This is a genomic window from Curtobacterium sp. PsM8 (assembly GCF_030433875.1).
Classification (GTDB): Bacteria; Actinomycetota; Actinomycetes; order Actinomycetales; family Microbacteriaceae; genus Curtobacterium.
The window spans coordinates 25,514-40,607 of the sequence record NZ_JARUXD010000028.1 but is presented as its reverse complement, the minus strand read 5'-3'; the positions used below and the strand labels follow the sequence as shown (position 1 = coordinate 40,607).

General features: G+C 72.2%; 13 protein-coding genes and 1 tRNA gene. 2 read left to right on the top strand and 12 right to left on the bottom strand.

Features of this window, described 5'->3' with window-relative positions; translation table 11 throughout:
* Positions 1-125 precede the first annotated feature (125 nt).
* The 3 genes from mshC to QCD68_RS08660 all read right to left on the bottom strand — a co-directional run bounded on the left by mshC (position 126) and on the right by QCD68_RS08660 (position 3,581).
* Positions 126-1,394, bottom strand: coding sequence for a cysteine--1-D-myo-inosityl 2-amino-2-deoxy-alpha-D-glucopyranoside ligase (gene mshC, locus QCD68_RS08670; protein WP_301222718.1), 1,269 nt, complete (start codon positions 1,392-1,394; stop codon positions 126-128).
* Positions 1,391-2,218 carry an undecaprenyl-diphosphate phosphatase gene (locus tag QCD68_RS08665; protein WP_204607821.1) on the bottom strand — a complete coding sequence of 276 codons (828 nt, stop codon included), beginning with the start codon at positions 2,216-2,218 and terminating at the stop codon, positions 1,391-1,393. Before QCD68_RS08665 ends, mshC begins: the two co-directional genes overlap by 4 nt.
* Before the next feature lie 64 nt (positions 2,219-2,282).
* A complete protein-coding gene (locus QCD68_RS08660) occupies positions 2,283-3,581 on the bottom strand; it encodes a M20/M25/M40 family metallo-hydrolase (RefSeq protein ID WP_301222717.1) in 1,299 nt (432 codons plus the stop codon).
* A gap of 165 nt (positions 3,582-3,746) precedes the next feature.
* Here QCD68_RS08660 and QCD68_RS08655 point away from each other — a divergent pair.
* Positions 3,747-3,832: transfer RNA gene (locus QCD68_RS08655), tRNA-Leu, on the top strand.
* A 442-nt stretch (positions 3,833-4,274) separates the two neighbouring features.
* On the opposite strand, the gene QCD68_RS08650 is transcribed toward QCD68_RS08655, so the two are convergent.
* The 7 genes from QCD68_RS08650 to QCD68_RS08620 form a co-directional block, all read right to left on the bottom strand.
* A complete protein-coding gene (locus QCD68_RS08650) occupies positions 4,275-4,874 on the bottom strand; it encodes a hypothetical protein (protein ID WP_301222716.1) in 600 nt (199 codons plus the stop codon).
* On the bottom strand, positions 4,871-6,010 hold the full coding sequence (locus tag QCD68_RS08645; protein WP_301222715.1) for a zinc-dependent alcohol dehydrogenase: 1,140 nt from the start codon (positions 6,008-6,010) through the stop codon (positions 4,871-4,873). The genes QCD68_RS08650 and QCD68_RS08645 overlap by 4 nt, the downstream gene beginning before the upstream one ends.
* A 183-nt stretch (positions 6,011-6,193) precedes the next feature.
* Complete coding sequence (locus QCD68_RS08640) at positions 6,194-7,522, bottom strand: NAD(P)/FAD-dependent oxidoreductase (protein WP_301222714.1); 1,329 nt, start codon at positions 7,520-7,522, stop codon at positions 6,194-6,196.
* A 156-nt stretch (positions 7,523-7,678) separates the two neighbouring features.
* The gene (locus QCD68_RS08635) at positions 7,679-7,882 is read right to left on the bottom strand and encodes a hypothetical protein (protein ID WP_290157852.1); all 204 of its coding nucleotides are present in this window, start codon (positions 7,880-7,882) and stop codon (positions 7,679-7,681) included.
* A gap of 31 nt (positions 7,883-7,913) precedes the next feature.
* Positions 7,914-9,707: a DEAD/DEAH box helicase gene (locus QCD68_RS08630; protein ID WP_111073701.1), complete on the bottom strand. Its 1,794-nt coding sequence runs from the start codon at positions 9,705-9,707 to the stop codon at positions 7,914-7,916.
* A gap of 140 nt (positions 9,708-9,847) precedes the next feature.
* Positions 9,848-11,092 (bottom strand): DNA polymerase IV, encoded by a 1,245-nt coding sequence (gene dinB, locus QCD68_RS08625; protein ID WP_290157854.1) that lies wholly within the window; start codon positions 11,090-11,092, stop codon positions 9,848-9,850.
* Positions 11,093-11,151: 59 nt separating this feature from the next.
* Entirely contained in the window at positions 11,152-12,318 is a 1,167-nt protein-coding gene (locus QCD68_RS08620) for an acyl-CoA dehydrogenase family protein (protein WP_301222713.1), read from the bottom strand.
* A 24-nt stretch (positions 12,319-12,342) separates the two neighbouring features.
* Between QCD68_RS08620 and QCD68_RS08615 the strand changes: the two genes are divergently transcribed.
* Entirely contained in the window at positions 12,343-13,128 is a 786-nt protein-coding gene (locus QCD68_RS08615) for an SGNH/GDSL hydrolase family protein (protein ID WP_301222712.1), read from the top strand.
* A gap of 13 nt (positions 13,129-13,141) precedes the next feature.
* Here the strand turns inward: QCD68_RS08615 and QCD68_RS08610 are convergent, their stop codons facing one another.
* Together QCD68_RS08610 and QCD68_RS08605 are read right to left on the bottom strand one after the other, a co-directional pair.
* A complete protein-coding gene (locus QCD68_RS08610; protein WP_301222711.1) occupies positions 13,142-14,398 on the bottom strand; it encodes a D-alanyl-D-alanine carboxypeptidase family protein in 1,257 nt (418 codons plus the stop codon).
* A gap of 115 nt (positions 14,399-14,513) precedes the next feature.
* Positions 14,514-15,068, bottom strand: a complete 555-nt coding sequence (locus tag QCD68_RS08605; RefSeq protein WP_301222710.1) for a phosphoribosyltransferase family protein — start codon at positions 15,066-15,068, stop codon at positions 14,514-14,516.
* Positions 15,069-15,094: the final 26 nt, after the last annotated feature.

Below are 15,094 nucleotides of genomic sequence, written 5' to 3'. Positions count from 1 at the left end.
GGGGGGGCGGCGGGGGGGCGCCCCCCCCCCCCCCCCCCCCCCCCCCCGCGGGGCCCGCCGCCCCCCCCCCCCCCGCCCCCCCCCCCCCCCCGCCCCCTCAGCGGTGCGCCGGTGACGGGTGTGCGTCAGCCGATGCGGATGCCGAGGAGCGCGTCGACCAGGTCGACGAGCTCTGGCGTGGCGGCCGTGCCGGCCGCGATCGCGGTGTCGACGACCGCGACGGCACCGGGCGTGTCGAGGTCGTCCGCGACGCGGGCCCGGAGGCGTCCGAGCACGTCGGCGGCGGACTGCTCGCCGTCGGCCTGATCGTCGTCAGCCCGCTCGTTCTCAGTCCGGACGGCCCAGGCATCCCACGACGCGAGACGGCGCTCGGCGTCCTCGAGGTCGCCGTCGAACCACTCCCAGTCGTCCGAGTACCGGTGGGACAGCAGCGCCAGGCGGATCGCCCGCGGGTCGGCGCCGTCGTCGAGGAGACCTCGGACGGTGACCAGGTTGCCGAGCGACTTCGAGATCTTCGTGCCCTGGTACGCGACCATGCCGGTGTGCACGTAGGCGTTCGCGAGCGGCTGCTGGGCGAGGGCCGCGGCGTGACCGGCGCTCATCTCGTGGTGCGGGAAGACCAGGTCGCTGCCGCCGCCCTGCACGCTGATCGGCAGACCGAGACGGTCACCGGCGATCACGCTGCACTCGATGTGCCAACCGGGGCGTCCGGGGCCGATCTCGGTGTCCCAGCTCGGCTCGCCCTGACGCTCCGCGCGCCACAGCAGCGGGTCGAGCGGGTCGCGCTTGCCGAGACGGTCGGGGTCGCCCCCGCGTTCGGCGGAGAGGGCGAGCATGGTGTCGCGGTCCAGGCGGCTCTCGTCACCGAGGGTCCAGACGTCGTTCGCCCGCTGCACGTCGAAGTACAGGTCCTCGCCGTCGGAGTCGGGAGTCGGGACGGTGTACGCGTACCCGGTCTCCTCGAGGTAGGCGACGGCCTCGGCGACGCGGTCGACCTCGTCCGTGACGGCCACGTAGTCGTCCGGCGGCAGGACGCGCAGCGCCTCCATGTCGCGGCGGAACAGGTCGATCTGTGAGGCGGCGAGCTCCTGCCAGTCGACGCCGTCGCGGGTGGCGCGCTCGAGCAGCGGGTCGTCGACGTCGGTCGTGTTCTGGGCGTACTGCACCTGCAGGCCGGCGTCGCGCCAGACCCGGCCGAGCGTGTCGAAGGCCAGGTAGGTGGCCGCGTGGCCCAGGTGTGTGGCGTCGTACGGCGTGATGCCGCAGACGTACAGCGCCGCGCGCTCGGCGCCCTGGGTCGGGTCGACGGGCTTGCCGGTGGCGGTGTCGTGGACGACCGGGCGGGGCCCGGTGCCCGGGACCTCCGGGACGGACGGTGTGGACCAGGCCCTCATGCCTGCACCACCCCGAGCGACAGGAGCACGATGAGGACGATCCCGAGCAGGATCCGGTAGACGACGAACGGCATGAAGCTCCGCTTGCTGATGTAGTTCATGAACGCGGCGATGACGACGAAGCCGACGACGAACGCCACCACGGTCGCGATGAGGGTGTCGGCGAGGCCGAACGGTGCGCCGGTGTCCCCGAGGCTCGTGGCGGCCTCGTACAGGCCGGACAGGAACACCGCGGGGATGGCCAGGAGGAAGGCGAACCGCGCCGCCGCCGGCCGCGTGTAGCCGAGGGCGAGCCCCATCGACACGGTGGCGCCGGAGCGGGAGACGCCCGGCACGAGGGCCAGGACCTGGGCGAGGCCGATGAGGATGCCGCCGCCGAAGGTCATCTGCTCGATCGGACGGACCTTGCGGCCGACGCGGTCCAGCACGCCCAGGACGACGCCGAAGACGATGAGCACGATCGCGACGATCCACAGCGACCGGAAGGTGGTCTCGATGGTGTCCTGCAGGAGCAGCCCGACGACGCCGATCGGGATCGTGCCGATGATCACGAGCCAGCCGACGCGGACGTCCGGGTCGTTGCGCGGGACCTTGCCAGCCAGCGCGCCGAACCACTTCCGGACGATCCGGACGATGTCCTTCCAGAAGTAGATGAGCACGGCCGTCTCGGTGCCGAGCTGCGTCACCGCGGTGAAGGCCGCGCCGGGGTCCTGCGCGTCGGGCAGGAACAGCCCGACGATGCGCAGGTGGGCGCTGGAGGAGACCGGCAGGAACTCCGTCAGCCCCTGGACGAAGCCGAGGAAGATCGCCTCGAAGATGTGCACGTGTGCGGCCTTTCGCCGGTGCTGGACTCGGTTGTGCCGTCACCGACGACGACCATGCACGGTATCAGTAGGTCGCGAACAGGTCTCCGAGGACGCGGCGGCCGAACGCCAACGACTCGAGCGGGACTCGCTCGTCGACCCCGTGGAACATCGCCGGGAAGTCGACGCCGGCCGGCAGCTGCAGCGGCACGAAGCCGTACCCGGCGATGCCGAGCCGCGAGAGCGCCTTGTTGTCGGTCCCACCGGACAGCAGGTACGGCAGGACCGGGGCGCCCGGGTCGTGGCGCTCGAGGACGTCCCGCACGGCGTCGACGAGCGGGCCGCCGAAGTCCTGCTCGAGCCCGACGTCCTGGTGGGTCATCGTCACCTCGACGTCGTCGCCGGCCAGTTCGCGCACCCGGGCCAGGACGGCGTCCTCGTCGCCCGGAAGGCAGCGGATGTCGACCAGGGCCGTCGCCTGGTCCGGGATCACGTTGTGCTTGTACCCGGCGGTCAGCACGGTCGGGTTCGTCGTCGTGTGCAGGGCCGCGTGGATGAACCGGGCGGCGGAACCGGTGGCGAGGGCGACCTCGTCCGGGCCGGTGGCGACCGGGTCGACGCCCAGGAACCGGGCGACCTCGGCGACCATCGCGGTCGTCGTGTCGGACAATCGGACCGGCCACTCCTCGCTGCCGATCCGTGCGACGGCGGCGGCGATCTTCGTGACCGCGTTGTCCCTGATGACGTGGGACCCGTGCGCTGCCGTGCCCCGCGCGGTGAGCTTCACCCACATCAGGGCCTTCTCGCCGGTCTGGAGCAGGTACGCGCGGCGGTCGCCGACGGTGATCGAGTAGCCGCCGACCTCGCTGATCGCCGCCGTAGCCCCGTCGAAGACCTCGGGGTGGGTGTCCACGACGTGGTGCGCGCCGAGGACCCCGCCGGCTTCCTCGTCGGCGAAGTACGCGATCACCAGGTCCCGCTCGGGAGCACCCTGCTGCTCGATGACGTCCGACAGCGCGGTCAGCATCATCGCGTCCATGTTCTTCATGTCGACGGCGCCGCGGCCCCAGAGGGAACCGTCGCGCACCTCACCGCCGAACGGGTCGACCGACCAGTTCTCCGGGTCGGCGGGGACGACGTCGAGGTGCCCGTGCACGACGAGCCCCGGCTTGCTGCGGTCACGACCCGGCACCCGTGCGATGACGCTGACACGGTCGGGCTCGGACTCGAACAGCTGGGTCGTGAGCCCGAGGCCCTGCAGCGCCGACTCGACGTAGTGCGCCGCTTCGGTCTCGCCGCGGGACTTCCCCTCACCCCAGTTCGTGGTGTCGATCCGGATGAGGTCCCGCGCGGTCGCCGCGGTGCGTTCCAGCTCGGACGTCATGGTGCAACGCTACCGGCGACAGCCGCGCTCCCTCGCCGCGCCCGGGATGCGCAGCAGTGTTCAACGGGCGTTCAGACCCGTGCTAGTGTCTTCTCTCGGCAGGAACGCCGGGGAAACCCGGCTGAACGGCCTGATGCCAGCACCAGTTGCTCGGTGTCACACCCAGTCCGGGTGGCGGAATTGGTAGACGCGCTAGCTTGAGGTGCTAGTGCCCGTATTAGGGCGTAGGGGTTCAAGTCCCCTCTCGGACACGCAGCACCGGCTCCTCGGAGCAGATGCTCGAACACTTGTGTTGAGACAAGCGGCGAACGGCCCTCCTTCGGGAGGGCCGTTCGTTTTTGTGCGCCCGGGGGGTCGCGCTCCTCCGGTCGTTCGCGCCCAGCGACACGGCACGCGCCACGCCACCCGAGCCGTGTCGCCAGCCGCGAAACCCGCCTCGGCCCGCGGCGGACGGGAGGCCCGGCGCGCACCCGCCACGCGCCTCCCGTCGTTCGCGCTCAGCGACACCGCACGCGCCACGCCACGCGAGCGATGTCGCCAGGCGCGAACCGCGCCGCGGCCCGACGCCGGACGGGAGGCCCGGCGCGCGCCCGCCACGCGCCTCCCGTCGTTCGCGCCCAGCGACACCGCGCGCGGCGCACCACCTGAACGGTGTCGCCAGGCGCGGAACCGGCCACCGCGGCCCGCCGAGCGTCAGCGTCGCGCGCGACGCACCACCCACACCGCGACGCCACCGATCAGCAGGTACGGCCACATCGTCACGACGGGGTCGAGCACCCCGTGCCGCCAGTCCCGGCGCGACGAGCCGACGCGCGCGCCGACCGGGCTGTCCGCCCGCTCCGCCGCGATGCCGGTCTCCATGACGATCCGGTCCGGCCGCCCGCGCAGCGCGTCCGTCACCCGGTGCGTGGCCACGTCGAGCCGGTCGCCGACGACGAGCAGCATCCAGTGCGCCAGGCGCCCCTCGCTGAACCGCCGGTAGGCGTAGCGCTTGACGACCCCGGCGAGTCCGGACAGCGGCTGTGCGGTGCCGAACACCGGCGTGACGTAGGCGTGCTCGATCGAGCGTTCGCGGCCCTCCGCACCCGGCTGCGTCTCCGGGCGGACCCAGTGCGCCCCGGTGGCCGAGCCCGCCTCGCGCGACAGCTTGGGCACGCTCGGCCGGTCGGCGAGGTCCAGGTCACTCCCCCACCCGGGGATCCGCGCCCGCAGCTCGTCGGCGCTCGGCACGTCCTTCGCCCGGTCGGCGACGTACGGCATGTGGTCGGTCATCTCCTGGTCCTTCCTGCTCACGGCACGATCACCGGCTTGATGCACCCGTCGAGCTTCGACGAGAACAGGTGGTAGGCCTCACCGATGTGCTCGAGCGGGATCCGGTGCGTGATGACGTCACTCGGCTTCAGGTGCCCGGCCTGGATGTGCTCCAGCAGCCGCGGCCACTGGCGCTTCACCGGCGCCTGGTTCATGTGGATCGTGACGCCCTTGTTCATCGCGTCGCCGAACTTCACCAGGCTCGGGATCGGCCCGTACGCACCCATCGCCGAGACGGTGCCGCCCTTGCGGACGCCGTCGATCGCCCAGTTCAGCGCGACCGGGGACCCGCCCTGCATCTTCAGCTTCGCGCTGGAGACGTGCATGAGGAAGTTGCCGTCCGCCTCGGCACCGACCGCGTCGATGACGCTGTCCGCGCCGAGGAAGTCGGTCTGCTTCTTCATCTCGAGCACGACGTCGTCGACCTCGGCGTAGTTGATGGTCTCGGCGTGCGCGAACTCGCGGGCCTTCTGCAGGCGGTACTCGAGCTGGTCGACGACGATCACCCGTCCGGCTCCCATGAACCAGGCCGACTTCGCCGCGAACAGCCCCACCGGCCCAGCGCCGAGCACCACGACGGTGTCGCCCTCGCGGATCGAGGCGAGCTGCGCCCCGAAGTACCCGGTGCCCAGGGCGTCCGTCATCAGCAGCGCGTCCTCCGGGTCCAACCAGTCGGGGATCACCTGCGGCCCGACGTCGGCGAACGGGACTCGGACGCGCTCCGCCTGACCGCCGTCGTAGCCGCCGGTGGTGTGCGAGTAGCCGAAGATGCCGCCGACAGCGGTGGCGTTCGGGTTCACGTTGTGGCAGTTCGTGAAGAGTCCGCGGGCGCAGAACCAGCACGTCCCGCAGGAGATGTGGAACGGGACCATCACGCGGTCCCCCACGCTCAGTGTCTCGACCGACGATCCGATCTCTTCGACGACGCCGATGAACTCGTGGCCGAAGGTGTGGCCGACGCGGGTGTCCGGCATCATGCCGTGGTACAGGTGCAGGTCGGACCCGCAGATCGCCGCCCGCTCGACGCGGATGACGGCGTCGTTCGGGTGCTCGATTCGGGGGTCGGGCTTGTCCTCGACGCGGACCCGGTACGGCCCGCGGTAGGTCATGGCACGCATGGCGCTCCTCTCACTCGTGGCGTCCACGGTGACGCCGGGCGGGTGGGAGGCGGTCCAGGGCCGCGTTCGGTGTCCAGTCGCGCCGGCAGGCCGGTGCCGGACCGGTGCCACGACGGACGGGAGGCCCGGTACCAGCTGGTACCGGGCCTCCCGTCTGCAGGCAGTCGCGTCGGGACGCGCGCGCTAGCTCTTCGCCGCGTCGACGAAGGTGCGACGCGGGTCGGTCTCCTTGATGAGGGAGGTTGCGTCGCGGCCGGAAACCGCGCCGGTGACCCAGCCGATGACGATGCGCGCCTTGCGGTTCAGCGTCGGCATCGCGTACACGTGGTACGCGCGGTGGGCGAGCCAGGCCAGCAGGTTCGTCATCTTGATGCCCTTGATGTTCGCCGCGCCCTTGGCGACACCGTACGAGGCGACCGTGCCGATGGACGGGTGGCGGTACTCCGTGAGCGGCTTACCGATGATCGTCGCCACGATGTTGTCGGCGACGACGACGGCCTGACGGACGGCGTTCTGGGCGTTCGGCGGGTAGTACGCCGGCTGCTTCTCGGCGGTCAGGTCGGGGACCTGCGCGACGTCACCGAGGCCCCAGACACCCTCGACGACCTCGTGGGTGTCCTCGGCCTCGACCTGCAGCTTCGCGTTCGCAGCGAGGTGGCCCTTCGGTCCGCGCGGCAGGTCGGTGGCGTCGAGGAGCGGGTTCGGCTTGACGCCGGCGGTCCAGACGAGCAGACCGGTGGCGAACTCGTCGCCGTCGGACAGCTTGACGACGCCGCCCTCGCAGCTCGGCATGGTGGTCTTCAGGCGGACGTCGATGCCGCGGGCGCGGAGGGACTCGAGGGTCCACTTCGACAGCTCCGGGCCGACCTCGGGCGCGACGCGGTCGAGCGCGTCGATGAGCACCCAGCGGGGCTGCTCGCCGGCGAGCGACGGGTACGTGGCGATCGCGGCCTGGGAGACGTCGAACAGCTCACCGATCGCTTCGACGCCGGTGTAGCCGCCGCCGATGAAGATGCTGGTGAGGAGACGACGACGCTCGTCCTCGTCACGGGTGGCGGCGGCCTTCGCGATGTTGTCGAGGAGCTTCGCGCGGACGTACGCGGCTTCCTCGACGGTCTTGAAGCCGACGCCGACCTCGTCGAGGCCGGGGGTCGGGAACGTGCGGGTGACCGAGCCGAGCGCCACGATGAGGTGGTCGTAGCCGAGGGTGCGGTCGTCGCCGCCGGCCGTGGCGACCGCGACGGTCTTGTCGGCCGAGGAGATCCCGGTCACCTTGCCCTGGATGACCCGGGTCTTGCGGAGCGCGCGTCGGAGTTCGACGGTGACGTCCTTGGGGGCGATGTGACCGCCGGCGACCTCGGGCAGGAACGGCAGGTACGTGTAGTACGTGTTCTGGTCCACGAGGGTGATGCGCATGGGCACCGTTGCGGCGTGCTTCTGCAGCTGCTTGACGGCGGTGTAGCCGGCCGAGCCGCCGCCGAGGACGAGGACGTGAGGGATGGAGTCTGCCATTCCTCCGGTCTACCCGATCCTGCCCGTCCCCGTCATCAGCGCCGCACCTGTCCGGGCGATCCGGAGCGGAACCTGGTCACTTCCCGCCGTCGACCGTCACTTGCCGCCGTCGACCGTCACCTGCCGCCGCCGACCGTCACCTGCCGCCGCCGACCGTCACCTGCCGTCGCGGAGGCGCCACCACGCGGTCTCGGCGATCTCGCGTCCGGTGTACACGCCGTACTGCGTCCGACGGGACTCGTGCAGCGAGAACCGACGCAGCCGGTAGCCACCGCCGAACCGGTCGATGATCGCCTCGGGCGAGGAGTCCGCGTCGCGCTTGACGTACCAGGTGCGGTCGTCGTCGACGGGCTCGATCACGGTCGGACCCGGCTCACCGGGCACACCGGGCTCACCGGCGGTTGCCGATCCGGCCGCGCAGGATGTCGATGCGCTTCTGGATCTGCTCGATGCTCGCCTGCGCCACGGCCGGGCCACCGCTCATCCGCCGGAGTTCGGCGTGGATCGACCCGTGCGGTTCGTTGGCGTGCCGGGACCAGATCGACACCAGGCGCTGCAGTTCCGACCGCTGCTCCTTGATCGTCAGGTACATCGGACGGCTCTCGGGCTCGGGGGCCTTGGGCATGCCGTCCTTGAGCACCCGGCCCTTGGAACGCTTCGCCTGGGTCGCCTGGCGTGCACGGAGCAGGTCGCGCACCTGGTCGGGTTCCAGCAGGCCCGGGATGCCGATGAAGTCGAGCTCCTCGAGGGAACCGACCTCGCCGCCGGTCCCGAACTCGCCGCCGTCGTAGAGCACCCGGTCGAAGGAGGCCTGCGAGTCGAGCGCCTCGAACGGCTGCATGTCGAGCAGGCTCTCGGACGCGCGGTCCTCCTTGTTGGCCTCGGCGACCATGGCGTCTTCGGGGTTGTACATGCCGTCCTCGGCGTCCTTCGGACGGTCGAGGGCGTGGTCGCGCTCCAGCTCGAGGGTGGCGGCGAGGGCCATCAGGCCGGGGACGCTCGGCAGGAACACCGACGCGGTCTCCCCACGGCGGCGGGCCCGGACGAAGCGGCCGATCACCTGGGCGAAGAACAGCGGCGTGCTGGCGCTCGTCGCGTAGACCCCGACGCAGAGCCGGGGCACGTCGACGCCTTCGGACACCATCCGGACGGCGACCATCCAGCGCGAGGTGTCCTCGGCGAAGGACTGGATGCGGCTGGAGCCGGCGGCCTCGTCGGAGAGCACGACGGTCGGCCGCTCCCCCGTGATCCGCTGCAGGATGCGCGCGTACGCCCGGGCGGTGGTGGTGTCGGTCGCGATCACCAGGCCGCCGGCGTCGGGCACACCACGGCGGACCTCGGTGAGGCGCTTGTCGGCCGCCGACAGCACGGCGGGCATCCACTCGCCCTCGGGCGACAGTGCGGTACGCCAGGCCTGCGCGGTGATGTCCTTCGTGACGGGGTCGCCGAGGGAGGCCGACATCTCGTCGCCCATCCGGGTCTTCCAGCGCATCTGTCCGGCGTAGGCCATGAACAGCACGGGCCGGACGACGCCGTCCTTCAGCGCCCGGCCGTAGCCGTAGTTGTAGTCGGAGATCGAGGTGCGGATGCCCTGCTCGTCCGGGGCGTACTGCACGAACGGGATCGGTGCGGTGTCGGAGCGGAACGGGGTGCCGGAGAGCGAGAGCCGCCGGGTGGCCTTCGAGAACGCCAGCCGGATGCCCTCACCCCAGGTCAGGGCGTCGCCGCCGTGGTGCACCTCGTCGAGGACGACCAGGGTCTTGCCCCCGGCGGTGATGCGCTCGTGCACCTCGGGGTTCATGCCGACCTGGGCGTACGTGATCGCGACGCCCTGGTAGTGCCGGCCGAACATGCCGTCACCGTTCTTGAACATCGGGTCGAGCCGGATGTTCACGCGGTCGGCGGCGTCGGCCCACTGCCGCTTGAGGTGCTCGGTCGGGGCGACGACGACCAGCCGGTCGACGGTGCCGCGGGCGAGGAGCTCGGTCGCCAGGCGCAGCGCGAACGTGGTCTTGCCGGCGCCAGGGGTGGCCGCGGCGAGGAAGTCGCGCGGTTCCTTCTCGAAGTACTTCGTCAGTGCTTCGACCTGCCAGGCGCGGAGCTTCGAGGCGGTGCCCCAGGCGGCTCGTTCCGGGAACGCCGGGGACAGGTGCTCGGCGGCCGCGTTGCCCGCGACCTCGGCGATGGCCGCCGGTTCGGTCGGTGCCGATCCGTCACGGGCCGCTCCGCCCGGTGCGTCGGACAGCCCGTCGATCGGGAGTTCGGCGGGTTCCTGGTGCTCGATGTTCTCCGCTGCGCTCACTCCACCCGAGTGTACCGGCACGCTCAGTCCTGCCGGGCGTGCGGGGCACGCTGCTCGGGCGTCGCGCGGACGAGCGATGCCGGGCGCAGCACGCCGGCGCCGAAGCGCGCGGTGACCGCGTCGACGGTGGTCTCGGTCTCCCGCCACGGCGCGTCGTCGTCCCAGAGGGCGTTGCTCGCTGCCGCGGGCACGAGGTTCTCCCCGCGGACACCGATCAGTCGGATGCGGTTGCCCGGTCGGTGCAGGACGTCGTAGAGCTCGACGGCTTCGCGGTGGAGGCGCTTGGCGACGTCGCTGGGTTCGGCGAGGGTGCGGGACCGGGTCAGCGTGCTGAAGTCGGTGTAGCGGACCTTGAGCGCCACGGTGCGGGCCTGCACCTCGGCTCGGCGCAGTCGGACGGCCACTTTCTCGGCCAGGCGCAGCAGTTCGCGGGCGACGTCGTCGCGTTCGGTGAGGTCGCGGCCGAATGTCACCTCGTGCCCGATCGACTTCTCGCCGACCCCGGCCTCGACCGTGCGCGGGTCTCGGCCCCAGGCCAGGTCGTGGAGCCGCTGGCCGCCGGCGGGGCCGAGCAGGGCGACGAGCGAGGGCAGCGGTGTGGTGGCGAGGTCGCGGATGGTGTGGATGCCCCGGCGTTCGAGGGTCTCCTGCGTCTTGCCGCCGACGCCCCAGAGCGCCGAGACGGGCTGCGGGTGCAGGAACTCGATGGTGTACGCGTGCGGGACGACGAGCAGGCCGTCGGGCTTGGCGCGGCTGGAGGCGAGCTTCGCGACGAACTTCGTCGATGCGGCGCCGACCGAGCAGTGCAGACCGGTCTCGGCGAACACGGTCCGGCGGATCTCGGTGCCGATCTGCCACGGCGTGCCGTACAGCCGGAGGGCGCCGGCGACGTCGAGGAACGCCTCGTCGATGCCGAGTCGTTCGACCCGCGGGGTGAACCGGTCGAAGATCCGCATGACCTGGGCCGAACGGGCGCTGTACTTCTCGAAGTGCGGCTCGACGATGACGGCGGCGGGGCAGCGGCGTTTCGCGACGGCCATCGGCATCGCGGAGTTGATGCCGTACTTGCGGGCCTCGTACGTGGCGGCGGTGACGACCGAGCGGTCGGAGTCGTGCCCGACGATCACCGGCAGGCCGACGAGGTCCGGGCGGTCGAGCAGTTCCACGGAGGCGAAGAAGGCGTCCATGTCGACGTGCAGGACCGTCGCCGTGGCGTCGTCGACGGGCGCGTCGGTGACGAGTCGGTTCCGTCCGTCCTGCTTGCTCACCGGGTCATGCTCGCACGGACCAGCGACACCGGTGCCGGCCAGGCCACACCGAGCCCGGGTCAGCGCGGCAGCGGTCCGAACTCCGCCGCCGCGATGGTCCGCATCGCCGAGTCCCGCGTCGACGGGTGGTACTGCCCGGCCCGGACGTCCCGCGAGAGACGCGCCAGTTCGTCCGACGCGCGGAATGCCGAGCCGCCGACGATCCGCAGCGCCTCGTCCACGACGTGCTGCGCCGTGTCCACCGCGCGGGTCTTCGTGCCGACGAGCAGCGGGAACCACCGGTCGTGGTCGACGAGTTCGTCGACGTCCCGGGCCAGCGCGTCGACCTGCAGTGCGATCGCGTCGGTCGCACTCCGCATCGCGGCGACCGCCCGCCGGACGTCCGGGTCGGCCGAGCGGGGCGTCCCGTCCATCGCGACGCGGCCGGAGACGCGCTCGACGGCCAGGGTCAGCGCCCGCGATGCGATCCCCACGTACACCGACGCCACGAGCAGCTCGAAGGCCGCGAAGATCCCGAACACGAGCGGGTCCGCCACCGGGCCGACCGGCAGCACGCGGACGATCCGCTCCGCCGGCACGTGCAGCCGGTCCAGGATCGTCGTCCGACTCTGCGTCGCCCGCATGCCGAGGGTGTCCCAGTCGTCCAGGTGGCGCACCCCGCCGTCGCTGCGGACCGCGAACCCGTGCACGAGTCGCGGCTCCGGCCCGGAGGTGTCCTTCCCGAAGACGCTCAGCAGGTCCCACGCGGGTGCGAGCGAGGTCGACACCTTCGTGCCGGTGAACCGGTACCCGCCGGCACCGTCCGGCTCGGCGGTGGTGAGCGAGTCGAAGAGCACCGCGTCGTTCCCCGGCTCGCTGACCCCGAAGGCGAGCAGCCGGTCCGCCGCCGCCGCGTCGGTCACGGTCTGGAGGAACGTCCCACCCCGGGCGGACACGCTGCGGGCCGCCTGCACCCACACCTGGTGCATCCCCAGCCCGAGCGCCGTCGCCGGTGCCGCGGTGGCGAGGGTCCGCTGGACCGCAGCGGTCTCGCGGAGACCCAGCCCCGAGCCTCCGTCCCGGATCGGCACCCCGATGCGGAGGTACCCGGCCTGCCGGAGCTTGTCGAGGTCCTCGGCGAGGAAGGCGTTGTCGGCGTCGTAGCCGGGAGCGCGCGCGGCGATGCGTGCCAGGAGGTCGTCCGGCACGGTCCAGGGACGTCGCTTGCCGGGAGTGGACTCGGTCATGGGACGAGAGTACGGTCGCGTGTCGTGTCAGACGAGCATCCCTGGACCCGGTACGTCGCGATCGGTGACTCGTTCACCGAGGGGATCGGTGATCCGGACCCCCAGTCGGTCGGGGGTCACCGCGGGTGGGCCGACCGGGTCGCCGAGACCCTGGCGGACCGTACGGACGAGGACTTCGGCTACGCCAACCTCGCCGTCCGCGGCCGGCTGCTCGGGCAGATCATCGACGAGCAGGCCGAAGCCGCCGTCGCCCTGGGCCCGGACCTGATCACGGTGTCCGCGGGCGGCAACGACATCATCCGGCCGGGCTCCGACCCGGACGCCCTGGCCGAACGGTACGACCGGATGATCGAGACCCTCCGGCGGGACGGCGCGACCGTGGTGCTGTTCACCGGACCGGACGTCGGCATGACGCCGGTGCTCGGCATGGTGCGCGGCAAGACGGCGATCTACAACGAGCACCTGCAGGCCATCGCGCTGAAGCACGGGGCGCTCGTCACGAACCTCTGGGCGCTCCGGGTGCTCCGGGACCCGCGGATGTGGGCCGCCGACCGGCTGCACCACTCCCCGCTCGGGCACGCCACGGTCGCGGCCGCCGTGCTCGACACCCTCGGCGTCGCCCACGAACTCGGCGCGGCGGTCCCGGAGCCGCTCGCCGCGCGCCCCTGGCGGGAGGCGCGGGTCGAGGACCTCGGCTGGGCCAAGGAGTACCTCGTGCCGTGGGTCGTCCGGCGCGTCCGGGGGACGTCGTCGGGCGACGGCATCACGGCGAAGCGGACGTCGCTGCAGCCGGTCGCGCCGCGGGGCTGAGCGCCCGGCCGTCTCAGCCGACGAGCGCCCGGTCGAGCTCCACGCCGCGGAACGGGTTCGACCACCGCCACCACACGCCCGGGTCCTCGATGGACCGGTCGAGGCGCAGCGGCACCGTCACCGGGTCGTGGTGCGACACCGTGAACCGCACCGATCCGACGCGCTCCCCCGCCGAACCGAACGTCAGCGGCTCGAGCGACGTCTTCGCCGTCACGTCCGTGGGCCCCCAGACCAGCAGCGACGCCGCTCGGCTGGCGGTCGCGTCGACCTCCTCCTGCCAGGGCGCCTGGTACGTGCCGAAGGTCTGCCCGGCGTTCGTCAGCGTGATGGTGTGGAAGTCGTCCGCCACCGAGTGCAGCAGCTTCCGGACGTCAGCGTCCAACGAGTCGTGGTCGACCCCGCCGAGCATCGCCCCGATCACGGTCACCGTGCGGCCACCACGCTGGTAGGTCGCCGCGAAGAGCAGGCAGGCGCCGGCCTCGTCGAGGGTGCCGGTCTTGATGCCCTCGACACCGTCCATGCCGAGCAGCTTGTTCGAGTTCTCGATGTCGCCGACGCCCGGCACCGTCGCCTTCGCCGTCCCGACGACCTGCTTCACCAGCGGGTCCGCCAGGGCGAGCTTGCCGAGGTCGACCAGGTCCGTCGCCGTGCTCGTGTTCCGGGGGTCGAGACCCGTCGGCTCCATGATCGTGGTGTCGTCGAGGCCGTGGGCGTCGAGCCAGGTCGCCGCGGCCTTGCGGTAGCCGTCCATCGAACCGAAGGCCCAGAGCGCCAGGGAGCCGGCGTAGTTGTTCGCCGACTTCATCAGCATCACCTGGAACGCCCGGTACTCCGACAGGCGCAGGTCCGTCGGCAGCGGTGCGACCTCGCCGTTCTGCGCCGCGTACTGGCGGTAGAGCGCCTCCATCTGGGGCGTGAACCGCACGTCCGGCCCCTGCTCCCCCGGCTGCAGCGGCTTCTCCTCGAGCACCACCAGGGCCGTCACGACCTTCGAGATGCTCGCGATCGAACGGGCCTTCCGGTCGCCGCTCGTCGTCAGGCTCTCCGGGAACCCGTCCGCCTCGACTGCGGTCGCGCCGTAGTCGGGGAACCGGACGTCGGCGGCACTCGCGGTCGGCGGACGGTACGTCGCGGTGCTGGCCGTCGCCGGGGCGAACGGCACGACCGCGGCGGCCACCAGGAACGCGACGACGAGCAGGAGCACCGCGATGACGGCAGCCGTCACGGGCCTCCGGATCGCGGAGCGGGGGCGGCGGACGACGTTCGGCACGAGACCGGATCGTACTGGAGGCGCGGGCTGGGCCCCTGGGACCGGTGCGGCTCGTCGCGGGGCCGGGGCGGGCCTCCCGGCACTGCCGTCCGGCGCCGGAGGAGCGCCGACGGGGTCAGCTGCGGCGACCCGCGTCGAGCTCGGACGACCGGACGAGGCTCCGCAGCATCGGGAGTGCTGCGCGCGCTCCGGGGCCCGCTTCGTCGACGACCACCGCGACGCCGACGAGGTCCGCTCCTGCATCGGCGACCAGGTCCGCGACCGCGAGCGCCTGGCTGCCGGTCTCGATCCAGTCGTCGACCAGGACGACCCGTTGCCCGGCAGCGAACAGGTCTCGGCGCGCCGACAGGGTCCGTCGGTTCCCGCGGTAGTCGCGGTCCGTCGTCCGCTCGACCAGCGGTCCGGGGAACAGCGCGCCGTCCTTCCGGACCGGGGCGAAGCCCACTCCGAGCGTCAGGGCGACGGCCGGCGCGAGCACGAAACCGCGGGACTCGATGCCGACCACGACGTCCGGGCGAGCGTCCTCGACCAGTGCGGCGAGCCCCGCGACGACCCCGGCCAGCGCGTCGGCCGAGCGGAGCATGGTCCAGGTGTCGGCTGCACCGTCGATCCAGCGGAAGTGCTCGAGGACCAGGTCGTGGCCGCGGTCGACGGCGTCGTGGGTGGGCACACCCCGACGCTAGGGCCCCGACGCTC